Origin of the sequence: Gordonia tangerina, from assembly GCF_021556435.1 — a bacterium.
Taxonomy (GTDB): Bacteria; Actinomycetota; Actinomycetes; order Mycobacteriales; family Mycobacteriaceae; genus Gordonia; species Gordonia tangerina.
In genome coordinates this window covers 606259-632142 of record NZ_JAKGCU010000001.1, presented here as the reverse complement: position 1 = coordinate 632142, position 25884 = coordinate 606259, and the positions used below count along the sequence as shown (strand labels likewise).

At 66.4% G+C, this 25884-nt stretch carries 21 protein-coding genes; 11 read left to right on the top strand and 10 right to left on the bottom strand.

What is annotated here, in order from left to right; all coding sequences use genetic code 11:
- Positions 1–35: 35 nt before the first annotated feature.
- Entirely contained in the window at positions 36–782 is a 747-nt protein-coding gene (locus L1892_RS02925; protein ID WP_235721922.1) for an SDR family oxidoreductase, read from the bottom strand.
- 171 nt (positions 783–953) lie between these two features.
- On the opposite strand from L1892_RS02925, the gene L1892_RS02920 reads away from it, so the two are divergent.
- The gene (locus L1892_RS02920; protein ID WP_235721921.1) at positions 954–1811 is read left to right on the top strand and encodes an MmyB family transcriptional regulator; all 858 of its coding nucleotides are present in this window, start codon (positions 954–956) and stop codon (positions 1809–1811) included.
- Here the strand turns inward: L1892_RS02920 and L1892_RS02915 are convergent, their stop codons facing one another.
- From L1892_RS02915 to L1892_RS02905, 3 genes are all read right to left on the bottom strand, one after another.
- Positions 1812–2747 carry an oxidoreductase gene (locus tag L1892_RS02915; protein WP_235721920.1) on the bottom strand — a complete coding sequence of 312 codons (936 nt, stop codon included), beginning with the start codon at positions 2745–2747 and terminating at the stop codon, positions 1812–1814.
- A gap of 43 nt (positions 2748–2790) precedes the next feature.
- On the bottom strand, positions 2791–3180 hold the full coding sequence (locus L1892_RS02910) for a hypothetical protein (RefSeq protein WP_235721919.1): 390 nt from the start codon (positions 3178–3180) through the stop codon (positions 2791–2793).
- 86 nt (positions 3181–3266) lie between these two features.
- The gene (locus tag L1892_RS02905; RefSeq protein ID WP_235722018.1) at positions 3267–4064 is read right to left on the bottom strand and encodes an SDR family oxidoreductase; all 798 of its coding nucleotides are present in this window, start codon (positions 4062–4064) and stop codon (positions 3267–3269) included.
- A 207-nt stretch (positions 4065–4271) separates the two neighbouring features.
- On the opposite strand from L1892_RS02905, the gene L1892_RS02900 reads away from it, so the two are divergent.
- Positions 4272–5450 carry a zinc-dependent alcohol dehydrogenase gene (locus L1892_RS02900; protein WP_235721918.1) on the top strand — a complete coding sequence of 393 codons (1179 nt, stop codon included), beginning with the start codon at positions 4272–4274 and terminating at the stop codon, positions 5448–5450.
- A gap of 23 nt (positions 5451–5473) precedes the next feature.
- On the opposite strand, the gene L1892_RS02895 is transcribed toward L1892_RS02900, so the two are convergent.
- Positions 5474–6241, bottom strand: coding sequence for a SigB/SigF/SigG family RNA polymerase sigma factor (locus tag L1892_RS02895; protein ID WP_235722017.1), 768 nt, complete (start codon positions 6239–6241; stop codon positions 5474–5476).
- A 382-nt stretch (positions 6242–6623) separates the two neighbouring features.
- On the opposite strand from L1892_RS02895, the gene L1892_RS02890 reads away from it, so the two are divergent.
- Positions 6624–7025 carry an STAS domain-containing protein gene (locus tag L1892_RS02890; protein WP_235721917.1) on the top strand — a complete coding sequence of 134 codons (402 nt, stop codon included), beginning with the start codon at positions 6624–6626 and terminating at the stop codon, positions 7023–7025.
- 56 nt (positions 7026–7081) lie between these two features.
- Here the strand turns inward: L1892_RS02890 and L1892_RS02885 are convergent, their stop codons facing one another.
- From L1892_RS02885 to L1892_RS02875, 3 genes are all read right to left on the bottom strand, one after another.
- Positions 7082–7522, bottom strand: coding sequence for an anti-sigma factor (locus tag L1892_RS02885; RefSeq protein ID WP_235721916.1), 441 nt, complete (start codon positions 7520–7522; stop codon positions 7082–7084).
- A 123-nt stretch (positions 7523–7645) separates the two neighbouring features.
- Positions 7646–8710, bottom strand: coding sequence for a hypothetical protein (locus L1892_RS02880; protein ID WP_235721915.1), 1065 nt, complete (start codon positions 8708–8710; stop codon positions 7646–7648).
- Between the two features lie 128 nt (positions 8711–8838).
- The gene (locus L1892_RS02875; protein WP_235721914.1) at positions 8839–9054 is read right to left on the bottom strand and encodes a hypothetical protein; all 216 of its coding nucleotides are present in this window, start codon (positions 9052–9054) and stop codon (positions 8839–8841) included.
- A gap of 204 nt (positions 9055–9258) precedes the next feature.
- Here L1892_RS02875 and L1892_RS02870 point away from each other — a divergent pair, with 204 nt between their 5' ends.
- Both L1892_RS02870 and L1892_RS02865 read left to right on the top strand, forming a co-directional pair.
- Positions 9259–11394: an acyltransferase family protein gene (locus tag L1892_RS02870; protein WP_235721913.1), complete on the top strand. Its 2136-nt coding sequence runs from the start codon at positions 9259–9261 to the stop codon at positions 11392–11394.
- Positions 11395–11543: 149 nt separating this feature from the next.
- Positions 11544–12800, top strand: coding sequence for an acyltransferase (locus tag L1892_RS02865; protein ID WP_235721912.1), 1257 nt, complete (start codon positions 11544–11546; stop codon positions 12798–12800).
- A gap of 54 nt (positions 12801–12854) precedes the next feature.
- On the opposite strand, the gene L1892_RS02860 is transcribed toward L1892_RS02865, so the two are convergent.
- Positions 12855–13472 (bottom strand): SanA/YdcF family protein, encoded by a 618-nt coding sequence (locus tag L1892_RS02860; protein ID WP_235721911.1) that lies wholly within the window; start codon positions 13470–13472, stop codon positions 12855–12857.
- A gap of 158 nt (positions 13473–13630) precedes the next feature.
- On the opposite strand from L1892_RS02860, the gene L1892_RS02855 reads away from it, so the two are divergent.
- The 6 genes from L1892_RS02855 to L1892_RS02830 all read left to right on the top strand — a co-directional run bounded on the left by L1892_RS02855 (position 13631) and on the right by L1892_RS02830 (position 24278).
- On the top strand, positions 13631–15040 hold the full coding sequence (locus L1892_RS02855; protein ID WP_235721910.1) for a WS/DGAT/MGAT family O-acyltransferase: 1410 nt from the start codon (positions 13631–13633) through the stop codon (positions 15038–15040).
- 271 nt (positions 15041–15311) lie between these two features.
- Positions 15312–18797, top strand: coding sequence for a (Fe-S)-binding protein (locus L1892_RS02850; protein WP_235721909.1), 3486 nt, complete (start codon positions 15312–15314; stop codon positions 18795–18797).
- A 160-nt stretch (positions 18798–18957) separates the two neighbouring features.
- Entirely contained in the window at positions 18958–20211 is a 1254-nt protein-coding gene (locus L1892_RS02845) for a pyridoxal phosphate-dependent aminotransferase (protein WP_235721908.1), read from the top strand.
- A 240-nt stretch (positions 20212–20451) separates the two neighbouring features.
- On the top strand, positions 20452–22239 hold the full coding sequence (locus tag L1892_RS02840; RefSeq protein ID WP_235721907.1) for an SDR family oxidoreductase: 1788 nt from the start codon (positions 20452–20454) through the stop codon (positions 22237–22239).
- Positions 22240–22243: 4 nt separating this feature from the next.
- Positions 22244–23137: a metal-dependent hydrolase gene (locus L1892_RS02835; RefSeq protein ID WP_235721906.1), complete on the top strand. Its 894-nt coding sequence runs from the start codon at positions 22244–22246 to the stop codon at positions 23135–23137.
- 4 nt (positions 23138–23141) lie between these two features.
- Complete coding sequence (locus L1892_RS02830) at positions 23142–24278, top strand: PDR/VanB family oxidoreductase (protein WP_235721905.1); 1137 nt, start codon at positions 23142–23144, stop codon at positions 24276–24278.
- Here the strand turns inward: L1892_RS02830 and L1892_RS02825 are convergent.
- Positions 24243–25802 carry an MFS transporter gene (locus L1892_RS02825; RefSeq protein WP_235721904.1) on the bottom strand — a complete coding sequence of 520 codons (1560 nt, stop codon included), beginning with the start codon at positions 25800–25802 and terminating at the stop codon, positions 24243–24245. The two genes, L1892_RS02830 and L1892_RS02825, sit on opposite strands and share 36 nt — an antisense overlap.
- Positions 25803–25884 lie beyond the last annotated feature (82 nt).

Genomic DNA, 25884 nt, shown 5'->3' with positions numbered 1-25884 from the left:
GTTGAGTCATGTCTCCCGGTGATCTGCAGCGTGTTTCAGTGGGCCTGATGTGCCAGGGCCGCCATCAGGTCGTCGCGGTTACCTGCCGACTCGGCGAAGCGGAGCGGCTTCACATTCTCGACCAGGATCTCGCGCGTCGCGGAAGGCAGCAGCGACATGACCTCGTCGACGAAGTCGTCGAGGGGCATCGCCCACTCGGCGTCGGCCTGACCGGGCATCAGATCGGTCTGCACCGCCGGCGGTGCGAGTTCGAGCACCTCCACACCGGTGTCGGCGAGTTGCAGGCGCAGGCTGTCGGTGAAGGAGTGGATCGCAGCCTTGGTGGCGCTGTAGGTGGGCGTGGTGGCCATCGGTGTGAACGCCAGCCCCGACGACACCGTGATGATGGTTGCCTGCGGTTGCGCCACAAGGTGTTCCATAAAGGCGGCAATCAGGCGCAGCGGGCCGAGGATGTTGGTCTGCACTTCGGTGACCGCTGTCGGCAGGAAGTCGCGGTCGCGAAGGTTCTCGGCACGCATCAGACCCGCCATGGTGATCAGCACGTTCACACCGCCGAACCGTTCGAGCACCTCGGTTGCGGCGCGATCTACGTCAGCGGCATCCGCCACGTCGATCCGAACTGTGTCGATGCCGGGATACTCCTGTGCGACCTGCGCGAGCAGTTCGGTGCGTCGGCCACCGACGATCACATGGTTGCCCTCGTGGTGCAGCCGAACCGCCAGTGCCAGGCCGATACCGGAGGTGGCGCCCGGGATGAAGATGGTGTTGTCGTGGATGCGCATATCTCGTCTCCTGCGTTGTCGGTTCCCGATCGATGCCAGTGCATCGATCGATGGGATCCAGTCCAATCCGAGTCGCCGGTGACAACAAGGACGCACCGATCGGGGGATCGCCGATCCCTGGATGACGGGCTGCCGATAAGCCACAGTGGATGTCGACGATGCGATCGACGAATGACCGCAGGAGAGGAGCCACCGATGGCGATGGATCGGGCGGGACTCGCCGGGTTTCTCCGCCGCAGGCGCGAGGCCCTGCAACCGGCCGACGTCGGTCTGCCCGTAGGCGCGCGGCGCCGCACCCGCGGACTACGCCGCGAAGAAGTGGCGATGCTGGTCGGAATGTCGACCGACTACTACACCCGCCTCGAACAGCAGCGTGGACCGCATCCGTCCGAACAGATGCTGGCCGCGCTGGCTCGCGCCCTGCATCTCTCGCTGGACGAACGGGATCATCTGTTCGAGCTCGCGGGCCAGCACAGCCCCGTCCGGCGCGCACGGATCGACCACATCGGGCCGGGCATGATGCGGATCGTCGACCGCCTCGCCGACACCCCGGCAATGGTGGTCAACAGCGCCGGGGAGACGCTGTTCCAGACCGGCCCGGCGGCCGCACTCGTCGGCGACGACATGGCGTTCCGGGGACTCGACCGCAGCATCGCCTATCGGTGGTTCACCGATCCGGCGACCCGAGACCGTTTCCCGGCCGAGGACCACGATCATCACGCTCGCGCACACACCGGTCGTCTGCGCGTGGCGGCAACCCGCGAAGGACCGGACTCACGCGCCGCGGAGATCGCCGAGGCACTGCTGCCGATCAGTCCGTCCTTCGCCGAGTTGTGGCATCGCCACGATGTCGGTGCCCGACTCACCGATGAGCGCAAACGGCTACTCCACCCGGAGCTCGGTGTGATCGAGGTGTTCTGCCAGACGTTGCTCGACCCGGATACGGCGCAGGTGCTGCTGGTGTACACGGCGACCCCGGGAAGCGACGACCACGAGAAGCTGGCGATGCTCAGCGCCGTGAGCGTCTGATCAGAAGGGGTAGCGCACACCGGTCAGCGCTTCGGCGACCTCCCACAGCCGTCGTCCCAGGGCTGGGTCCTGCACACGTGGGCTCGGTCGCACCAGCACCGGTGGCCCGCTGAATTCCATCACACCCGATGGGCCGAAGTACTGTCCGCCGGTGACCTCCGAATCGGTGGCCGCCCGTAGTGACGGCAGAGCGCCGTCAGGTGCCTCCATGATGAAGGTGCTGCGTACCCGATGCAGCGACGGTGTGGTGAACAGCCAGCTCAGCACCCGGCCGGAGTCACGCATGACGCCGCTGTGCGTGGCGCCCGGGTGGGCGGCCACCGAGATCGGAGTTGTGTGACCGGTCGCGGTCAGTCGACGCTGCAACTGGACGGCGAAGACCAGCTGGGCGAACTTCGCTCGCTGATACGCACGCGAGGTGCTGAAGTTCCGGGCCAGGGTCAGATCGTCGAAATCCACCGTGCCGCCCCGGTGGGCGTTGCTGCCCACCGTCACCACCCGACCGGCATCGGCGGCCAGCAGACGTTCGAACAACAGGCCCGTCAGCGCGAAGTGCCCCAGAAAGTTGGTGCCGAAGTCCATCTCGAAACCGTCGGCGGTCAATTCCCGCCGGCCGGCCATCACGCCGGCGTTGTTGATCAACACGTCCACCACGGGATGGTCGAGCTCGATCTGATGTGCCGCTTTGCGTATTGATCCGAGTTCGCTGAGGTCGGTCTGCACCACGTGCACATTCGCATCCGGAACCGTGGCCAGCACGTCGGACCGTGCGGCGTCTGCGCTGTCGACGTTGCGGCAGGCCATCACAACGCGGGCACCCAGACGGGCCAGATGTCTGGCGGTCTCCAGGCCGATCCCGGAGTTGGCACCGGTCACCACCGCCACGCGACCGTCCAGCCGCGGCGCCTGAGCCGGTCCCCATCCACTCCTGGCCATGCTCCACCCCTGATATCGACGGATGGTTCACGATACCGAGCCGTCACCGGTTCGAGCGATAGGCCTTGCGTCCGGACAGCTGCACCACGCCGTCATCGTGCGTCGCCACCATGAGGCCCTCGACGGCGCGGTCGAGCAGACGCCACGCGTATCCGCGGCGCACCAAAGCGACATCACCGAGGAGGTGACCGGTCACCTGCAGTTCCGCACAGTCATCACCCACCGTGCAGACGCATCTCAGCCGACGGGATTCGCCCGAGGACGCGATGACCACGCTGCACATCGCGTCCAGAGCCAGCAGCACGTCCAGGGCGGTACTGTCGGGTACGGCCGAATCGGTGAGTACACCGGAGATCGCATGCCGGACCAGACCGACCTGCTCGGCCACTGCCGGCGCCGTGACCTGGACCGAGACATCACCAGTGATTTCCATGGTCGATCAGTTCCACATGTTGGCTTCTGTGATGGACAGTTACACAGCCGTACCGCTGCTCGGCCACGACAAACGCATCGCGGCGCTCACCCCGGAAGCGTCTCACCGCCGATCGGGGCCAAGACCTCGCCGCTGTAGTACGACGACAGTTGCTCTGCAGCAAAGAACACGTACGACGGCGCGATCTCATCCGGCTGCGCCGCTCGTCCGTAGGGCACCTGACGGCCGAACTCGCCAACCTGATCGGCGGGCAGAGTCGCCGGAATCAACGGCGTCCACACCGGGCCGGGTGCGACGCAGTTGACCCGGATTCCGCGCTCGAGCAGCGATTGCGCCAGCGAATAGGTCAACGCGGTGACAGCGCCCTTGGTGGCCGAGTAGTCGATGAGTTGCTTGTTGCCACGCAGACCGTTGATCGATCCGGTGTTGATGATGGCCCCGCCGCCGGTGAGATGCGGAACCGCGGCGCGGATGGTGTGGAAGAAGCTGTCGATGTTCACGTCGAACGTCCGACGCCACTGACTCGGCGTCAGTTCCATGAAATCGTCGACCGGGCTCTGGAACGCCACGTTGTTGACGAGCACGTCGAGACCTCCCAGCTCGTCGGCGGTCCGGGCGACCACATCGGCGCAGTGCTCCGGATCCGCCAGGTCACCGACAAATGAACGCGCACTACGCCCTTCTGCCTCGATCAGCTCCACGGTATGGCGCGCGTCGTCGGTCTCGGTCAAGTAGGCGATCGCCACGTCGGCCCCCTCCTTCGCGAAGGCCACCGCCACTGCTCGGCCGATCCCCGAATCCCCACCGGTCACCAGGGCAACCTTTCCCGCCAGCAGGTCGCGACCACGATACGCACGCATCTCGTCGTGCGGCTGATCGGGCATCTCCTGCGTTCGACCGGGATATTCGATTGTTTTCTCTGCGTGTGGTTTCTCGCTACTCACGCTTCAACGCTTACCCGCGCCGCGGCGGGCACAAACCGTTGCGACACGTGACCGAGAAGTGTTTGCCCCCACCATCTGGTGGGCACTCTCACCACGAACCGACATCGACCGGGCTCCGCAGCGCGGACCGGAGACAGGAGTGACGCGATGCGCGCAGTCACATGGCAGGGCAAGCGAAATGTCAGTGTGGACACCGTTCCCGATCCGAAGATCGAGGAACCCTCCGATGCCATCATCAAGGTGAGCTCGACCAATATCTGCGGCTCCGATCTCCATCTCTACGAGGTCCTGGGCGCGTTCATGAATCCCGGCGACATTCTCGGCCACGAACCCATGGGCATCGTGGAGGAAGTCGGCAGCGATGTCGGCGATCTGAGCGTCGGCGACCGGGTGGTGATCCCATTCCAGATTTCCTGTGGCAGTTGCTATATGTGCTCTCAGGACCTGTACACCCAGTGCGAGACGACGCAGGTGCGTGAACAGGGCAGCGGCGCGGCCCTGTTCGGCTACTCGGAGCTCTACGGATCCGTGCCTGGTGGTCAGGCGGAGTATCTTCGGGTACCTCAGGCGCAGTTCACCCATATCAAGGTGCCCGGCGATGCCCCCGATTCGCGCTACGTCTACCTGTCGGATGTGCTGCCCACCGCCTGGCAGGCAGTCGAGTACGCCGACATCCCGCCGGGTGGGTCGGTCACCGTCCTCGGCCTCGGGCCGATCGGGGACATGGCCGCGCGTATCGCCCAGCACCGCGGAGCACAGGTGTTCGGTGTCGATCGAGTACCGGAACGGTTGGCACGGGCCGAATCTCGTGGCATCACTACGATCGACCTCGATCGGGTCGACGACCTCGGCAGCGAGATCCGCGAGCGCACCCAGGGGCGCGGCACCGATGCCGTCATCGACGCGGTCGGCATGGAAGCCCACGGTTCGCCGGTCAACAAGATGATGCAGCGGATCGTCGGCGCCATGCCCGACGCCGTTGCCGAACCGCTGATGCAGCATGCCGGCCTCGACCGGCTGTCCGCGCTCTACTCCGCGATCGACATCGTCCGTCGCGGTGGGACATTGTCGCTGATCGGCGTGTACGGTGGCACGGCCGACCCACTACCGCTGATGACGTTGTTCGACAAGCAGATACAGATCCGGATGGGCCAGGCGAACGTGAAGAAGTGGGTGCCGTCCATCATGCCGTTGCTCGGCGACGACGATCCACTGGGGGTGGATTCCTTTGCGTCACACGAGTTGCCGTTGGAGGATGCGCCGCATGCCTACGACATCTTCCAGCGCAAGGCCGATGGAGCGGTCAAGGTGATCCTGAAGCCCTGATCGTCCCCGGAGAGATCGTCGGCTCACGCCTCGGTCGCTGCCGCGGCGGCTGCCTCGCCATCGGGGCCCGCCGCGGCGCCCTTCGGCGCCATCTCCGCGCGCAGTTGGGTCAACGTGCGCGAAAGCAACCGCGACACATGCATCTGGGAGATCCCCACCTTGGCAGCGATCTCACTTTGGGACATGGAGTGAAAGAACCGCAGCGACAGTATCTCTCGCTCCCGCTCCGGTAGCTTCTCCAGCGCCGGGCGCAGCATCACGAACTCTTCCACCTGGTCGAAGCGCTCGTCCTCCTCACCCAGTGTGTCCCGGATGGAACGACTGTCGTCGTCGCCCTCCGGCTCGGCGTCGATGGACATGGCGTTGTAGGCCGAGCGCGCCATCAGCCCGTCGATGACCTCATCGACCGGCATGTCCAGATGCGCAGCCAGTTCTGTCGGCCGCGGCGACCGACCCAGTTGCTGTACGAGTTCGTCGCTCGCCCGCCCTATGCGCAGCGACGTCTCCTTGGCCCGTCGCGGCACCCGCATCGACCACATGGTGTCGCGGAAGTGCCGCCGAACCTCACCCATCACCGTGGGCACGGCGAAAGACAGGAAGCTGTTGCCCCGATCCGCATCGAACCGATCCACGGCGTTGACCACACCTACACGCGCCACCTGCAACAGGTCCTCGAACGCTTCGCCGCGGTCACTGAAGCGACGGGCGACGTGCTCGGCCAGGGGCAGACATCGCTCGACGATCTGCGCGCGCAGCGCTGCCCGCTGCTCGTCATCGGACTGCTCGTGCATGCGCTGCAAAGATCCCGGCACATCGGCGTAATCGTCGTTTGTCGAGCTCCGACGGGGCGCAGATGAACTGTCGTCGAGTGCGTTGCCGACGGTCTCGGACGCGGAATCACCTTCCGATTCCGAGTGCACGGCCGACCCCTGTTCGGCCGATGGCGACGACTGCAAGCGAGCCCTCCGATCTGCGTGGCGTTGGGTGTCGACTGTGGCGTATCGACGATTGAGACACTATCGACTACCCCGCGCGAACCGTTTGGAAACACGGGTTGCTGCGCAGACGTCGTCGCCGTACGGTAGACGAAGCGGTTCAGTGAAAAGCTGCAGGCGAACGACCTTGTCGATGCCGGGTCGCTCGCGCTCATCCCGATATGAACGGGCGTGCTCGATGAACCTCGACACTCAAACCACCTTCCAGCCGTCGCACACCGCCGCAGAGTCGCGTCACCGCACTTCAACCGCCGGCCTGCGGGCAGACAATTCCTTTTGTGTGCAACGCTTCTCCGGTGAGATCGACATGGACAGCGCCGCCGACTTCGCGGCAGCGTTGGACCGGGTGATCAGCCGAGACCCCGAATGCGTGGTGCTCGACATGACCGGAATCGGTTTCTTCGGCGCCTCGGGCCTTCCGGTCTTGGCGCGTTTCGCCTCTGATGCAGCTGATCTGCACATCCCGGTGGCCATGGTGTGCCCACGCGTGGTTGCGCGTCCGCTCGAGGCGTGCGGACTGACCGATTTCATCGCCGTGTACGAAACAATGGAGGATGCGGGCAACGCGCTGAGCGCGTAGACACCCGATCATTGATCCGACCAACCCGGCGTCGGCCAAGTTGGTCGGATCAGTGGTCAGGGCGTACGACTCTTGGCCACCCGCACCACGACCTGACGCCGACGCCCGTCCCCCACATAAGCGACGGATTGGGCGTCGGTGACCGTTTCCACCACGCGCCAACCGAATCCGTTGGTGTCGACCTCGAAATCACCCTCCGGCCAGCCGTCGATCTGAACAATCGCTCCGACTGGGCCGGCCGCGACCGCTACCTCGATGCAGCTGCCGGGTTCTGCGGCCGCGATCAGCTGCGAACAGATCTCGTCGACGCCGAGTTTCACATCGGCCACGTCGTCGACGTTCCAGTCGTCGACGAAGAGGGTCCGTTCCACCACCGACCGCACGATAGTCAAGCGATCGGCATCGGCGGCGACCGACAGTTTCACCGGGGCTGCAGCAGCCTCCGTGATCACGTCGATCACAGAGTGCTCGTCGGTGATCCCTCCGAAGTCGGCCACTGGAAATCTCCTCAAACGACGGTCTCGGTGCAATCGAACCATTGTTACCCCTCGACTGTTACCCCTCGGCGGCGGAACCAAAACCTCAACCGCGCGCGTACCGCGGGTCACCACCCGAGGGCGTCACGACTCCTCTCGGCGTCGCTCCCGTTCGTCGGCGCGCTGACGACGGATGCGCTCACGATGCCCGTAGGTGGCCCGCAGGACGTCGTCATAGCTATCCGTACTGGACCCCAATCCGCCGGCGACCATACCCATCGATGTCGCCAACCACGCCAGATAAGCGTATTCGCGGATTCCGACGTCTTGCCCGAGCGTCTGGCCCATGAAATCCGACTCGATCACCACCAATGCGGCGACGAGCGTCGCGCCGAACAATCCGACGTAGAGCACCATGGCGCTGAATCCGACCGTCCCGATGGTCGCGGTGTTGTACAGCACACGCCGCCACCTGGGCATCACCCCGGCGGTTTCCCAGAGCCGATTGTTGACGATCAGCCAGACCGACGCCATGGCGATCGACAGCACGCTGATCAGGCTCAGACGTACCGGGCTCAGCGCGTTGGCCATCGACCAGATCGACGAGAAGAAGACGCCGAATGACGCCGTCGCGGCTGCTGCTGCGGTCATCCCGGTCAGGGTGGGAATCATCCGCCAGGGTCGATTTCCGCGGATCATTCCGCAGATCAACCGCACCCGGCTCGAGATACCGCGGGCGATCAACAGCTCCGTGTCCCCGTTGTCCTCGCTGCGCCAGCGACCACCCACCGGCCCGGTAGCGTCACGCGGTCCACCGGCCAGCCTTGCGAGGACCGCCTCAATGCACGCGACAAAGGCGCGCGACGGCAACAGGCCCAGTGCCGGCGTACAGATCACCGCCGCCGACCGCGTGTGGTCGAGCTCGACGACCACCACATCGCGCCCTTGCGCGCGCGGCAGTTCGGTCACGAAGATCACCGCATCGGATTCACCTGCTGCTTCTCCGGCCCAGCCCGAATCGAGGTCACCCTGCGGCGACATGTGCAGAGATGTCTGCTCGGTGACCGCGAACTCGCGGTAGGTGACGGCGCTGTCCTCGAGGATTTGATGAATACGCAGATCGGCGTGGTCGACAAGGGCCGCAGGCAAGCCGGGTTCGGTCACGATGCGCAGTCCGTCGGGGCGTCGTGGTGTGGGTGCTTTGTCCATATCGCGGGCGAGCGTACCCACCAGACGCGCTTTCGATACATGCTCTACCGGCGGTGCCGGGCGTCCACATCGGACAGTGAGGTGAACGTGTCGAAATCCGACACGTTCACCTCACTCCAGACCGATGATCAGTCCGGCGGCTCGGCATCGCCGGCCTCGGGACTGTCCGGGTCACCGGTCTCGGAATCGGTGGCGGCCTCGGGGTCGACGGTCGTCTCCTCGGTGGGCGGATTGACCACTTCCTCCTCGAGTCGGTCCACGGTCTCGCGGGCCGAACGCGGGTCCGGCTGCTCCTCGTGACCCTCCGGGACGCCCCCGCCGTTGGTCGATTCCGGGTCGGTCATGTCAGGCCCCTTGCTGTCGGAATCAGATGAGCCCAGAGTCCCCGTCGACGGCACCGACGAAACGTTGCGCATAGGCGAAGCCCTCCGGGGTGTGACCGGTTTGTGAGGTTGGTCGCGAATGACGCCGCTGACCACCCACAACAGCCCGGGAGTGTCGCCGCCAAATGCGGGTTCTGGCGGCCGCGCCCCGTAACATCCCTGGCTGTGAGCACGGCCGTCACCCCTACCCGGACCCCCAACGAGGATGCCGCCACCGGCAACACCTCGGGATATCGGCATGACCTCGACGGCCTGCGCGGTGTGGCGATCGCGTTGGTGGCCATCTTCCACGTGTGGTTCGGCCGCGTGTCCGGCGGCGTCGACGTGTTCCTGACCCTGTCGGGCTACTTCTTTGTCGCATCACTGCTCAAACACGTGGTGGCCACCCAGCCGGCGACGGTGTCGTGGCGCCGCGCGATCGACCCGTGGCCGCGGTTGTGGCGGCTGGTGCGCCGACTCCTGCCGGCGCTGCTGGTGGTGTTGGTCTTCGTAACCGCGATGATCGCGCTGATCATGCCGAAGACCCGGTGGGGTCCGCTGGGTTCAGAGATCCAGGCCAGCGCGCTGTACTACCAGAACTGGCATCTTGCGTTCGATTCGCAGGACTATCAGGCCGCCGATTCGGCGATCAGCCCATTGCAGCACCTGTGGTCGATGTCGATGCAGGGACAGTTCTTCCTACTGACGCTGCTGAGCGCACTCGCCTTGGGTGGGGTGCTGCGGGCGTTGTCGCGCCGATTCACCGTATTCGCCAACCCGACGGCCATCCGAGCCGTCGTGGGCGGGTCGCTGCTGGCCGTGGCGCTGGTGTCCTTCGCCTGGGCCAACTACCGGCACGGCATCAACCAACCGTTCAACTACTACGACACCGTCGCCCGACTGTGGGAGCCCCTTGCCGGCGGCCTGCTCGCCGTGTGGATACCGCGGGTACGGATGCCGGGGTGGCTGCGCAACGCGCTCGGCATCATCGCGCTGGGGCTGATCGTCACCTGCGGCTGGTGGATCTCCGGCGTGCAGGCCTATCCCGGCGCGATGGCACTGGTGCCGGTGGGCGCCACCCTGCTGCTGATCTGGACCGGTTCGGCGACCACGTTGCCGGATGCGACCTCGGCGCCGGGGGCGGTCAGCCGCGGCCTGGCCCACCCCCGTCTGGTGTGGCTCGGCTCCATCGCCTACGCCCTCTACCTGTGGCATTGGCCGCTGCTGATCTTCTACTTGAGCTGGCGTTACCAGGACGACGTGAACTGGCTCGAGGGAACCGGCATCCTCGCGGTATCGGTGGTGCTGGCGTGGGCCACCACCCGTTTCATCGAAGCGCCGCTGCGGGCCGGTCGCACCAGCGGCATTTCCCGAGGCGTCCGACGCGGCCTGGTCGCGCTGATCGTCATCGCCACCGTGATCGCCGGCACCACCGCCGTCGTCTGGCAGCGCGACGCGGCCAACGCGACGGTCAACACCGAGAACCTCGACCCGCGGCTCTACCCGGGTGCCCGGGCCTTCCTCGACGGCGCGGCGGTGCCGAAGGTCGATCCGCAGCCCAGCCCCGAGGTCGTCGACAAAGACTGGCCGATCACCTCCTACGACTCGGTGATTTCCGGATGGAAGGACCCGTCGATCAAGGTCGGCGTCTACGGCGACCCCAACGCGACCCGAACCGTCGCCCTCGTCGGCGGTTCACACGCCGAGTACTGGATCACCGCGCTCGACGCCGTCGGCAAACAACGCGGCTTCAAGGTGACGACCTACCTCAAGGTAGGTTGCGCGCTCACCACCAGCCACGTCTTCATCTGGTTCGGCCAGAAGTACTACCAGTGCAACGACTGGTCGCGGCGCGTGATGGACCGCCTTGCCGTCGACAAACCGGACGTGGTGTTCACCAACTCGACCCGCCCGGTGGAGGGCAAGGGGGCTCGCGGCGACTTCGTCCCGCAGGACTACAAGGACATCTTCGCCGAGTTCCGCGACCGCGGTCAGCGGGTAGTCGCCGTGCGCGACAACCCATGGGCGCACGGCAAGCTGACACCACCGGAATGTCTGGCCGAAGGCAAGAAACCCGAGGTGTGCGGGGTTGCGCGCGAAGTGGCGCTCGCCCCCACCGACCCGGCCCAGGCGATCGCGGCCGACTACCCGAACATGAGTTTCCTCGACTACACCGACGCCATGTGCGACCCCACCTACTGTCCGGCGGTGGTCGGCAACATCCTGCTCTGGCATGACTATCACCACCTGTCGGCGACATTCGTGCGCAGTCTCGTCCCCGCGCTCGACGCCGACCTCGGCCCGGCGCTGCAGTGGTGGTGACACGCGACACCACCGACAATGGGATGCAGCCCGCGGGATGGCCGGCGACGACGCCTCAGCCTGCACCCAGGTCGGGTTGCTAACTTGAGCGACGCGATCCGCGCCACGGCGGATCGGCCATCGAACGGTTTTGGGGCCCTGGCACACGCATGACGACCTACACACCACGGCACGACGACGGGGACTCCACGTCCACCGGCGGTGAGTCCGCTCCCACTGACACCAGCGCGGCAAGGGCCGCCGCGACAATCCACCGGGTCGGCAAACGTGCCTACCTCCACCATCTCGATCTCATCCGCGCGACCACATTCTCGCTGGTCATCTTTGTGCATTGCCTGACCCAGACCACCGACGAATTCAACAACCTGCCGGTCAACACCACCTCGTTGCTGCTGCACTTCACCCGCAACACGTTCTTCGCCCTCACCGGTTTCGTGTTGATGTATCAGAACTACGACAAGGCCGACTTCCAAACCACGACGTTCTGGCGGCGCCGCATCAAGTTGGTGATCTTCCCGTACCTCATCTGGTCGGCCATCTACTGGTTGGTGCAGCAGGTGTGGGCGCGCGGCCGAATCGGCGAGCTGGCCGCCGACCCGATCGGCGGTCTCCGCGAGTTCGCCGAGCTCGCGGCCTGGGGGCTGTCGGGCTTCCAGATGTACTTCCTGTTCGTAATGCTGCAGGTGTACCTACTCTTTCCGCTCATCCTGTGGCTGGTGCGGCGTACCGCCGGCCGCCACGCGCTGTTGCTGGGCGCCAGCCTGGCCGTGCAGGTCGCCATCACCATAACGATCACCTGGTGGACGCCCCCGCCGACGGTCGCCGAGTACTGGTGGCATCACTACGCGACCTTCGTGCCGTATCAGTTCTTCATCCTCTACGGCGCGGTGGCCGCGGTGCACCGCGACGCCATCGGCCGGTGGCTGCAGGGCAAGGGGTGGTGGCTGTTCGGTGCGCTGGTCGCGACCGGCACGCTCGCCGTGGGCATCTACCTCGGCGGCGTCTGGTTCGGCGGGCAGCCCGTGCACGACCACGACTCCGCGTTCTTCCCGTGGCTGTTGCCTTTTCTGATCGTGGCCATCACCTGCCTCTACGCGGCGGCCGCACACTGGGGAAAGACGTGGCGCGAGTTCACGCCTCGGTTCGCCCGCGTCGTCGCCTTCGCCTCCAACCGGTCGTTCGGGGTGTTCCTGGCACATGTGCTGGTGTTGTATTTCGTACTGAAACCGCAGTCCGGCGATCAGCCGTGGATTCTGGCCACCCTCGGTCAGCCGTGGGGCACGATCGGCACCTACGTGCTCACCATCGCCGGTTCGCTGCTGTTGATGGAGCTACTGCGTCGCCTGCCCGGTTCGGTGTATCTCACCGGTCGCCCCCGACTGCGCCTGCGACGCACCGCGGCGTGACGCCGGCCGGGCCGGTGGGCCTCATCTGACTGCCAGGCGTCGACGGATTGCGGCCTACCGAGCCGCCGAGAACAGAGAGCCGCGAACCGGCAATCCCAGCAACGCACGGGGTCTCGCCAGCAGCAGTTCGCGCAAATGGTTGCGGACGACAGTCCAGGTGGCGCACTCACACCGAGCCGTGACTCCGGTCGCGTCGACCCCATGCGCCCGGCACAGTGCGATGGCGCGGGTGAGGTGGAAGTCCTGGGTGACGATCACCACGGCGCGCAGGCCGAAGTCGTCGTGGACGCGGCGGCAGCTGGCATCGGTGTCCATACCCAGCGGGTCGTCGACGATGACGTCGGCCGGGACACCGCGTGACTTGAGGTCGCGGCGCATCACCGCTGGTTCGTCGCCGGCCGCGGCAGTGCCGTTACCCGAGTTGATGATGCGGCTGACCCGGCCCGATTCGTAGAGTTCGACAGCGGTGTCGAGGCGGCCCTGGACGTAGGAACCGGGTGTACCGTCCTCGACGAGCGACCCCAGAACGAGGGCAGTGGACCCGGCCGGCACGTCGTCGATCTCGAGAACCCTTCCGGCGGAAGCGAAATAGATCCAGGTCCCCGCACTGGTGACGATCAGTTCCACCGCCACCAACCCGATAAGCACCACCCACCGCGCCGCCGACTGCATCGGGGATCACGATACCCGAGCGCAGCCACCGATCCCCGTGACACGAACCCCACCAACTCAAGTGGCCGAAAACGCCCGCGCGGCGTGGACCCGGGCCGATACTGGAACAACGCATTGTCGCGGAGCACCCTGCTCGATGATCCCGGGAGGTCCTAACGATGCCCTACATGCCGGTCACCGAATCGATGTTCCTCATCGCCGAGACCCGGGAACAGCCGATGCATGCGGGTGGACTGCAATTGTTCATCCCGCGCGAGGGGCAGTCGGCGACCGAGCTCGCCGAGGAAATCGTCGAGACGTTTCACTCATGCGCGGACATTCGGCCACTGTTTCGCAAACGCCCGGCGTCACCGGCCGCGCTGCTCGGGACGCTGGCCTGGTCGTACGACGACGAGATCGACGTCGACTATCACGTCCGACGCGCGGTCCTACCCCGTCCGGGCCGGATCCGCGAACTACTGCGCTATGTGTCGCTCAACCACAGCGCGCTGCTCGACCGCACCCGGCCGATGTGGGAACTGCACATCATCGAAGGCCTCGACGATGGCCGGGTGGCGATCTACACCAAGATCCATCACTCACTGGTCGACGGGATCTCCGCACTGCGACTGTTGGAGAACTCGCTGTCGCCGGATCCCAACGACCGCACCGGGACCGCGTGGTGGGACACCGCACTGCTGCGCCGCCGACCGCCCCGCGAGACCACCGGCGCTTCCGTGCGCTCGCGGCTCACCGCCCCGCTCGGTCAGGCGCTGAACCTGACGGGGCAGATCGTGGGCGCCGGTCCGGCCGCAGCGAAGATCGCATGGGCGGGGATCACCGACGACGCCTTCGCGCCGCCGTTCGTGCCCGCACCCAAGACGATCCTCGACGTCCCGATCGGCAGTGCTCGCCGATTCGCCGCCCAACAGTGGCCGCGGCAGCGCCTCGATGCGGTCGGTCAGGCGCTCGACATCACCCTCAATGACGTCGTCGTCACAATGTGCGCCGGCGCGTTGCGCGCCTACCTGATCGACCAGGACGCGCTTCCGGATGACCCGCTGATCGCGGCGATGCCGGTCTCGACGCGCACCGACAAGAGCTCCGAGGGCAACGCGGTCACCGCCATCATGGCGAATCTCGCGACCGATCAGCCCGACCCGGAGCGCCGCCTCGCCGCCGTGATCGCCTCCACCCGCAAGGCCAAACAGGTGATTCGCGGGCTCTCACCGCTGCAGGCACTGGCGTTCGGTGCGGCGACATTCGCTCCGCTGGCGCTGGCGCCCATCCCGGGATTCGTTCGATCCACACCGCCGCAGTTCAATGTGCTGATCAGCAATGTGCCCGGTCCGTCGCGGCCGATGTACTGGAATGGTGCGGCCCTCGACGGCTGCTATCCGGTGTCGATCGCGATGCACGGGCAAGCGCTCAACATCACCCTCACCACCACCGCCGATCAAGTGAATTTCGGATTGATCGGCGCTCGCAAGGAACTGCCGAGCCTGCAGCGCATCCTCACCCACCTCGACACCGCGCTCGACGATCTGGAGAAGGTCGCCGGGGTTCGCCCGCTGAGGTCGGTCCCATGAGATCCACCCCATGAGACCCGCATCGCCGCTCCCCTCCGGTGACGCTTGCCACAAGAAGCGCCACCTACCGCGACCTGACTCGACAGTAAGTTACTCGCGAGTATTATCCAGTGGACCACGGCGGTGGACACCGAGCGTTAGTTAGGTCAGCCTTGGCAGCGCCGATCCACCGCCAGGAACTACGGTTACCTGTAGTACACGTCGGCCCGCGTGCGCCAAAGCCCTGCGCAGATGGGCCGATGCCGACCCAAAGAAAGGCCGGGACGCGCCCGTGACTTCCACGACGATCGCCATCGGTACCATCACGACCCTCGTCAGTCTCGTCTGCTGGGCGATCTTCTTCCAGGGCGTCGGGAAGATGGTCCGCACCATCAGCCACGGCCAGAAGATCGACTCAGCGCGAATCTTCCCGATCCTGCCGCGTATCAAGACGGTCGTCGTCGAGTTCGCTGCGCACACCAGGATGGCGAAGTTCCGAACCGTCGGTTGGGCGCACTGGCTGGTGATGGTGGGCTTCCTACTCGGCTTCATCTTCGTCTTCGAGGCCTACGGGCAGGCCTTCGATCCGCACTTCCACTGGCCGTGGCTGGGCACCTGGGGCCCCTACGTGCTGGCCGAGGAGGTCCTGGGCTGGGCCACTGTCATCGGCGGTGTCGCACTGGTGATCGTGCGCCAGCTCAACCACCCCCGTGTCCCGGAGCGCCTGTCGCGGTTCTCGGGCTCGAATTTCGGTGCCGCCTATTTCGTCGAAGCGGTCGTCATCATCGAGGGCCTGGGCATGCTCGGGGTGAAGTTCTTCAAGATCGCCTCGGGCATCGAGCACGCCCCGATCTGGGCGTCACCGACGCTGCACTACCTGGCGATGCCGTTCGAAGGCGCGCCCGAGTGGACCGTCTCGGCGATGGCCGTGATCAAACTGCTCTCGGCGATGATCTGGCTGGCCGTGGTCGGGCGCAACATCAACTGGGGTGTGGCCTGGCACCGGTTCGCGGCGTTCGTCAACATCTACTTCAAGCGTGAGGCCGACGGGGGCGTCGCTCTGGGCGCGCTCAAGCCGATGATGAGCCAGGGCAAGGTCCTCGACATGGAGACCGCCGACCCCGACGTCGACGCGTTCGGTGCCGGCAAGATCGAGGACTTCTCCTGGAAGGGCTGGCTGGACTTCACCACCTGCACCGAGTGTGGCCGATGCCAGAGTCAGTGCCCGGCATGGAACACCGGTAAGCCGCTGTCGCCGAAGCTGCTGATCATGTCGCTGCGCGACCACGGCTACGCCAAGGCGCCCTACCTGCTCGCGGGCGGCAAGCAGGACATGGCCGGCGACGAGGTGGGACTGGTCGACGCCGACGGCAACGTCGATGAAGCCAAGCTCAACGCGATTCCCGAGGAAGCCCGCGCCGAGGCAGCGCGCAAGCTGGTCGGCGAATCGCACGGCGCGCTGGGCGGCGGCAACGGCATCGAGGCCGCCGACGGCGAGTTCGATCCGGCCGCCCTCGGTGCCGTCATCGACACCGAGACCCTGTGGAGCTGCACCACCTGCGGTGCCTGCGTGGAGCAGTGCCCGGTCGACATCGAACACGTCGACCACATCCTGGACATGCGTCGCTATCAGGTGCTGATCGAGTCGGACTTCCCGACCGAGCTCGCCGGCATGTTCAAGAACCTGGAGAACAAGGGCAACCCGTGGGGCCAGAACGCCTCGGCGCGCACCAACTGGATCTCCGAGATGGACATCGAGATCCCGGTCTTCGGCCAGGACGTGGAAACCTTCGAAGGCTTCGAGTACCTGTTCTGGGTCGGTTGCGCCGGCGCATACGAGGATCGCGCGAAGAAGACCACCAAGGCCGTCGCCGAGCTGCTCGACGTCGCGGCCGTCAACTTCCTGGTGCTCGGCGAGGGCGAGACCTGTACCGGCGACTCCGCACGCCGCGCGGGCAACGAGTTCCTGTTCCAGATGCTCGCCCAGCAGAACATCGAGATGCTCGGCGAGGTGTTCGCCACCGCGCCGCAGCAGCGCAAGAAGATCGTCGTCACCTGTGCGCACTGCTTCAACGCGCTGGGCAACGAGTACCCGCAGCTCGGCGCGAAGTACGAGGTCGTACACCACACGCAGCTGCTCAACAAACTGGTCCGGGAGAAGCGCCTGGTGCCGGTCGCCCCGCTCGGCGAGGGCGTCACCTACCACGACCCCTGCTACCTGGGCCGCCACAACAAGGTCTACGACGCCCCGCGTGAGCTGATGGCCGCATCCGGCTCGAACCTCACCGAGATGCCGCGGCACGGCGAACGGTCCATGTGCTGCGGTGCCGGTGGCGCCCGCATGTGGATGGAAGAGCAGATCGGCAAGCGCATCAACATCGACCGGGTCGACGAGGCGCTCGATACTCTCGGCACGCCGAACGGGGATGCGCCGCAGAAGGTTGCCACCGGCTGCCCGTTCTGCCGCGTGATGCTCACCGACGGCGTGACCGCCCGCACGGCGAATACCGAGCAAGAAGGCAAGATCGAGGTCGTCGACGTGGCCCAGCTGCTGCTGGAGTCGGTCAAGCGCGGCGCCCCCGAGGTCAAGCGTGGCGGACGGTACCTCGGTCCCGCATCGGCGCCGACCACCGAACCCGAGCCCGCAGCAGCGCAGGAATCCGAACCGGAGCCGGCTGCGGCTGCGACGGCGGCGGGGGCAACCGCGACGGCCACCGAGGCCAAGCCGAAACCGAAGGTCGGCCTGGGCATGAAGGGCGGCAAGAAGCCGGGGGCGTCGGCGAAGGCCACGGCGCCGGCCGAGGCCAAGCCTGCCGATTCCGCACCAGCCGAAAGCAAGCCCGCCGAGAGCAAGCCTGCCGAGAAGAAGCCCGCTGCCAAGGGCTTCGGCATGGGCGCCAAAGCCAAGAAGCCCGGTACGGCCAAGGCCGACGCCGGGTCCGCGGCACCCGCGCCCGCCGAGGCCGAGTCGTCGGCGGCAGTCGAATCCACCGCGGCGGCCACCTCCGCCGACAACCCGCCGGTGGAGAAGAAGCCGGCCGCCAAGGGCTTCGGCATGGGCAAGGCCAAGCGCCCGGGTGCGGCGTCGAACGCCGCGGCCCCGGCCGCGGGGGTGACCGCGCCGGCGGAGAACAAGGTGGCCGAAGCGGAATCGGCGCCCGAGGCAGCAGCCACGGCCGACACCGAGACCGCCGCGACCTCCGGCGGCGCAGCCACTGAGGCAAAGGCGGGGAAGGCCAAGGGCTTCGGCATGGCCGCCGGCAAGAAGCGTCCCGGTGGCGTCGGCAAGGCCGCCGCGCCGGACGCGTCGGCGGCACCGGCGGGGACCGCGGCACCGGCTGAGGCGTCCGCTCCGGCGGAGACCGCCGAGTCTCCTGCCGATGGCGGGGCCGCAGCAGCCGAGGATGCATCCGCGACGACCTCCGCAGCTGCTGCCACGGAAGCGAAGCCCGGCAAGGCCAAGGGCTTCGGCATGGCGGCGGGCAAGAAGCGTCCCGGCGGCATCGGCAAGGCGGCACCGGCCGCAGCCGCACCGTCTCCCGAGACAGCAGAGCCTGCGACACCGGAGCCCGCGAGCGAACCGGAGCCGACCCAACCCGCACCCCCGGCGGAACCGGAGACGGCCGAAACCCCAGCCGACACCGAAGCCGATTCGCCTGCCGAGGAATCGGCCCCGTCGCCGAACGGGTCGTCGGACAAGACGATCGCCGAGACCGGCGCATCCAAGGCCAAGGGATTCGGCATCGCCGCGGGCAAGAAGCGGCCCGGCCACTCCTAGTCATCGGGTCGCCACCCTTATTCGCCAACACCACCTTGGAACCGAACCAAGGTGGTGTTGGCGCTTCGGGGTATCTGTTGTGACACCGTGAGCTCGCCGCGTCGTCGTGGTCACGGTGTCGCGGAAAACCCGTTTGCGCTGGACTGTCACAATTGAACTCGTGAGTAGACCGCATGTATCCCACCTGAACCAGAACCTCAAGCCGCTCGAGCAGTCACAGAAGCTGCAGAACGTGTGCTACGAGATCAGAGGTCCGGTTCACGCGAACGCGGCGCGGCTCGAGTCCGAGGGACACCGGATTCTCAAGCTCAACATCGGCAATCCGGCGCTGTTCGGGTTCGAGGCCCCCGACGTGATCATGCGCGACATGATCCATGCGCTGCCCTACTCCCAGGGCTATTCGGAGTCCGCGGGGGTGCTGTCGGCGCGGCGCGCCGTGGTCACCCGCTACGAGCTCCTCCCCGAGTTCCCCTACTTCGACGTCGACGACGTCATCCTCGGCAACGGGGTGTCCGAGCTCATCACCATGACGATGCAGGCCTTGCTCAACGACGGCGACGAGGTGTTGATCCCGGCGCCGGACTATCCGCTGTGGACGGCGATGACGTCACTGTCGGGTGGTCGGCCGGTGCACTACCGCTGCGACGAGGACAACGGCTGGAACCCCGACGTCGCCGACATCGCTTCCAAGATCACCGATCGCACCAAGGCGATCGTGATCATCAACCCGAACAACCCGACCGGCGCGGTCTACTCCCGCGAGGTACTCGAGCAACTCGTCGAACTCGCCCGGCAGCACTCGCTGCTGATCATGGCCGACGAGATCTACGACAAGATCCTCTACGACGACGCCGAGCACATCAACGTCGCCTCGCTGGCGCCGGATCTGTTGTGCCTGACCTTCAACGGATTGTCCAAGGCCTACCGGGTGTGCGGATACCGCGCCGGCTGGCTGGTACTGACCGGCCCCAAGGACCATGCGCGCGGCTTCATCGAAGGGCTCGGCATCCTCGCGTCGACTCGCCTGTGCTCCAATGTCCCCGGCCAGCACGCCATCCAGGTGGCCCTCGGCGGCTACCAGAGCATCGACGCACTCGTCGCACCGGGCGGACGCCTGTTCGAGCAACGCAACGTGACCTGGGAGAAGCTCAACAACATCCCCGGTGTCAGCTGCGTGAAACCGATGGGCGCGCTCTATGCCTTCCCGAAACTCGACCCCAACGTGCACGAGATCCACAACGACGAGCTGTTCGTCCAGGACCTGCTGCTACAGGAGAAGATCCTGGTGGTGCAGGGCACCGGCTTCAACCTCACCGACCACAACCACTTCCGGATCGTCACTCTGCCGTGGGCGCGTGACCTCGACGAGGCGATCGATCGGATCGGCAATTTCCTGTCGTCGTACCGACAGTGACCGCCAAACCGCTGGTCGATCTCGATACGCCACTCACTTCGTTCGCGGCTACTCGATCCACGCAGTAACTACCAAACCGCTGGTCGAGTAACCGCCGAGCCGCTAGGCGAGGTGGTGTATCGAGACCAGTCCTCACCCGACGCCCCTTCACTGTGACTCCTTGTCACAGACAACTCTGGACGTATTGCTGTGACGCTTGGTAACGTCTAGCACCATTCGATCGTCTCGAAGGGGAGTCGCATGGTCGATTGGCGTATACAGCGAGTCAACAACGACGGCGTGTCATTGGCCGTCTTCGAGGTGGCAGGGTCGGCCACCACCGACGACGACGGGCACCGGCCGACGGTGCTGCTCGTACATGGCTGGCCCGACACCCACCATCTGTGGACACATGTCGCACCGGCGTTGGCCGACGCCTTCCACGTCGTGGCCTACGACTGCCGCGGCTTCGGCGAGAGCGACCGTCCCGACGGCGATGCCGCCTACCGGCTCGAAGGGCTCGCCGACGACCTGTTCGCGGTCGCCAACGCCGTGAGCCCCGACCGGCCGGTACATGTGATCGGCCACGACTGGGGGTCGGTGCAGGCGTGGGAGGCGGTCACCCGGCCTGGCGCGGAGAACCGGATCGCGTCCTTCGTCTCGGTATCGGGACCCAACCTCGATCAGCTCGGCACGTGGGCCCGGGCGAAGCTGCGCCGCCCGACGCCACGCAACCTCAGACACGCTGCGGCGCAGATGGGTTCGTCGGCATACACCGTGTTCTTCCAGCTGCCGGTGCTGCCGCGGCTATTCTTCGGAGTCGCCGGTTCTGCGGCGGTGTGGCGCGAGTTCCTGCACCGGGTGGAGGGCACTGAGCGTGACCAGGTGATCGTCGGCGACACCCTGCGCCAGGACATGATCTCAGGGCTTCGACTGTACCGCGCCAACATTCGCGCCAAGCTGATCGATCCGCGGGCCCGACCGACGTTGGTCCCGACTCTCGAATTGGTCAACGAACGCGACATCGCCTTGCGACCGGCGATCTTCGATGACACCTACCAGTACGCGCAGCGCTTGTGGCGCCGCTCTACCCCAACCGGTCACTGGCTGCCCTACACCAACCCAGACCATCTGGTGCGCAGCGCATCCGACTTCATCGCAACGCAGGCCGCGCGGTCGACGCCCGACATCGCCGCCCGAATGGACCGCACCCGTGTGTTCGGTGCGCCGCAGGCGTTGTCGGGGAAGCTGGCCGTGATCACCGGAGCCGGCAGCGGCATCGGGCGCGAGACCGCATTCGCCCTGGCCGAGCAAGGGTGTGAGTTGGTCGTCGCCGACATCGATCTCACCAGGGCCGACGAGACGTCCCGGCAGAGCAAGGCACTGGGCGCGCAGGCCGCGGCCTACGAGGTCGACGTCGCCGATGTCGAGGCGGTGACCGAGTTCGCCACGCGGGTGCGTGATCGACACGGCACTCCTGACCTCGTCGTCAACAATGCCGGGATCGGACTGGCCGGAGGCGCGTTGGCCGCCACCGATGATCAGGTCGACCGACTACTCGACGTGAATCTGCGCGGGGTCATCTCCGGCAGCAGGGCGTTCGGCCGGCAGATGGTGGAACGCGGGATCGGCGGGCACATCGTCAACGTGGCGTCGGCGGCGGCCTTCACCCCGCAGCGCTCCCTGGGGTTGTATGCCGCTTCCAAGGCGGGTGTGCTGCTGTTCTCGGAATCGTTGCGCGCCGAGCTCGGCGAGCATCGGATCGGGGTGTCGGCGATCTGCCCCGGCATCGTGGACACCAACATCGTCGGCGCCACCCCGATCGCGGGCCTGCAGGCCGATGATGAGGACGCCGAACGGCGACGCCTCGACGGCCTGTACCGTCGCCGGGGATTCACACCCGACCGCGTCGCCCGCGTCATCGTCGACGCGATCGTGCACAACAAGGCCGTCGTGCCGGTCACCCCGGAAGCCGCGATCGGTTATTGCATCTATCGATTCGCGCCGTGGCTGTCGCGGATCGCCGCGCGCCGGAAAGTGACGGGGTAGCCCCATGATCGGCCAACCGCTCGATGTCGACAGCTCCGATCCCGGGCCGGTCGAGTTGCATGCCCGCAACGTGACCTTCGACTGGACCGAGACCCCGCTGCACTGGATACCCGGCCACCCGGTCGCATCGAACTTCATCAGCGTGCTCAATCTGATGCTGCCGGAGGGCGAACGATGGTTCGTGCAGACCTACAACGAGGCGCTGCCCCTGGTCGCCGACGACGAGCTCGCGGCGTCGATGCGCGGATTCATCGGCCAGGAGGCCATGCACGCCGAAGCCCACGACCATGTGCTGTGGGAATTCCTGGACATCCACGGCATCGACCCCCGGCCATATCAGCGGCAGATGGAATGGATCTTCCGCAAAGTGTTGGGTCCCATGGACTCCGGAACACCAGTTGCCCGGCGCAAGCACCTGATCGAACGCCTCTGGCTGATCGCGGCGCTCGAGCACTACACCGCCATCCTCGGGGATTTCGCCCTCAACAACACCTGGGTCGAGACAGGTGCCGACCCCGCAATGACCGACCTGTTCACCTGGCATGGCGCCGAAGAAGTGGAGCACCGTGCGGTGGCCCACGATGTGGCGGTCCATTTCGGTGACAGTTATCTCCGCCGCGGCCGCGCGATGCTGGTGGTGCTACCCATCCTGCTCGTGCTGATCCATCGAGGGTTCGGATTCATCATGAAGCAGGATTGCACGGTGCACTACAACTTCTTTCAGCGCCAGTACCATTACTACCGCGGGGTGCGTGCCGGTGTGCTGCCGAAGATGCGCAAGATCGTGTGGGCCACCTTCAGCTACTTCCGCCCCGGTTTCCATCCCAACGAGATCGGCAGCACCGCGCAGGCGGTGGCCTACCTCGCGGCATCACCGGCAGCGCGCAACGCAAGGTGATCCGGTGAATCAGCGCGCGCACCCGCACAGCACCGAGATGACTTCTCCCCCACCGCATCTTTATGGCCGTTGGCGGCACGATCCGTTGCTGTTGGCCGGCACCATGATTGCGAAGATGTGGTGGCCGTTCTGGCGTCCACTGGCACCGCTGCACGAGCCGCCCACCGACGACGGCGTACGGACTCTGCGGGTCATCGACCGCACCGTGGTGGCCGAGGACGAGAATGTGGTGGCCCTGACCTTCGGCGCCCCGGATGGCGGTCCGCTCCCGCAGTGGCATCCCGGCGCGCACCTCGACCTGCTGCTGGCCTCGGGACGTATGCGCGAATACTCACTGTGCGGCGACCCCGCCGACCGCCTCCACTACCGGATCGCGGTGCGGCGCATCCCCAACGGCGGTGGCGGATCGATCGAGGTCCACGACACCGTGACCGTGGGCACCGATGTGTCGGTCAAGGGACCACGCAACGCTTTCCCGTTGTCGATCCCCGGGCACGGATCGCCGGCACGCACGGTTCGCTTCATCGCCGCCGGCATCGGCATCACCCCGATCCTGCCGATGCTCGCCGCGGCCGAGCGCTTCGAACTCGACTGGTCGATGGTCTACACCGGGCGCAGTCGCGCGTCGATCCCGTTCGTCGACGAGGTGGCCCGCTACGGCGATCGGGTGGTGATCCGCACCGACGATGAACACGGACTACCCTCGATGGACGACCTGTTGGGACCGCTCGACCCGCACACCGGCCGCGCCCCGTCCGGACTCGCGGTGTACTGCTGCGGACCGGTGCCCATGTTGGAGTCCCTACGCGCCCATCTCGCCGACCGACCGGACATCGAACTGCATTACGAACGGTTCAGTCCGCCCCCGGTCGAGGACGGCGAGCCGTTCACGGTCACCATCGCCTCGACCGGCCGGCAGGTCGCGGTGAGCGCCGACGAGACTGCGCTGGCGGCCTTGCGGCGTGAGGTCGGATTGGTGCCGTACTCGTGTCAGCAGGGCTTCTGTGGCACGTGCAAGGTGAGAGTGTTTTCCGGCGAGCCCGATCACCGCGACAACATCCTCACCGAACCCGAACGAGCCGGCGGCGCATTCCTCACCTGCGTGTCACGCGGTCGCGGGGACCTCACGCTCGAGCTGTGACGCTTCGGTGTCGGGCTGGGCGCGGTGGCCGCGCGGTGCGCCCCGCAGCAGAATCAACGCAGCGAGCGCAGCGGCCGAAGTGATGGCGACGGCCACCCACACCGCGCCGTGGAGTCCGTCGACGAACACCTCCTGCACCGCGATCCGGATCGGGTCGGCCACCGTCGCGGGCGCCTGTCGCGCCACCTCCACGCCGGCCATCACCGAGTCCTCGGCGAGGCCCGACACGGTCTGCGGCAAACCCAACGCAGACAGTCGATCCGCCACCCCCGTGGTGTAGACCGAGGTGAGCACCGATCCCAACACCGCAACGCCCAGGGTGCCGCCGATCTCGCGGGTGGTGTCGTTGACCGCCGACCCCGCGCCGGCCTGCTCGGGGTCGAGCGCGTCCATGATCACCTGTGTGCACGGCCCGGAGATGAACGCGAGGCCCATCGCCATCAGCGACATCGACCAGATGATCAATTCCCAATACCCCGAGGTTCGCGACGACACCTCGACCAGGGCGAAGCCGCCGGACATCAGCAGCGCCCCGGCCACCGCCACCAGTCGCGGCCCGAACCGATGCGACAGCGCCATCGCCACCGGTGAGAACACGGCCATCACCACTGCGAACGGCACCGTGCGCAGGCCGGCCTCGAGCGGACCGTAGCCCTTGACCGCCTGGAAGAACTGGGTGATCAGGAAGATGAAGCCGAACAGTGCGAAGAAGGCGACGCTGATCATCGCTGCGGCGGTGGCGAAGTGGCGGTTGGCGAACAGCCGCACGTTGAGAATCGGATGGTCCACGGTGAGCTCACGCCACGCGAACAGGCCCAGCGCCACCACTGCGACCACCAGACCGCCGATCGTCCGCGGGTCGGTCCACCCGAAGTGCGGCCCCTCGATCACCGAATAGGTCAGCAGGCCCAGGCCCACCACCGACAAGGCGAGTCCGGGCAGATCGAACCGGGAGACGCGCGCGGGCCGGGTGCCCGGGACCACCGCGACGATGGCGATCACGGCGAGTGCGGCGAGCGGCAGATTCACCCAGAACACCGAAGCCCAGGTGTAGTGCTCGAGCAGCCAGCCACCCAGCACCGGACCGATCGCCACCGCGATACCCGAGGTCGCGGCCCAGATACCCACCGCCGCAGCACGTTCGCGTGACCCGACGAAGATCGAGACGATGATGGCGAGGGTGGCGGGAAACACCAGCGCGGCGAACAGGCCGAGTCCGGCGCGTGCCGCGATGAGCTGCCCGAGGGTCTGAGAGGACGCGGCGAGGGCGGAGACCGCGGCGAAACCGGCGATGCCGCTCAGCAGCATCCGCCGATGTCCGAAGCGGTCACCGAGGTAGCCGCCGGTGAGCAGCAACCCGGCGAACACCAGGGTGTAGGCGTCGACGATCCACTGCAGCCCGGAAATCCCGGCATCGAGATCGCGCGCCATGGTGGGCAGCGCGACGTTGACGATCGTGTTGTCGACCATCACCAACAGCTCGGCAAAGCAGAGGGCCGCCAGGGCCCACCAACGAGTACGCATGGTCTTTCCTCCGAAGAAGCGGACATTTAGAACGTTGTCATAGTGTTGTAGCACGTTGTTCTATTCAAGTAGAACGCCGTGC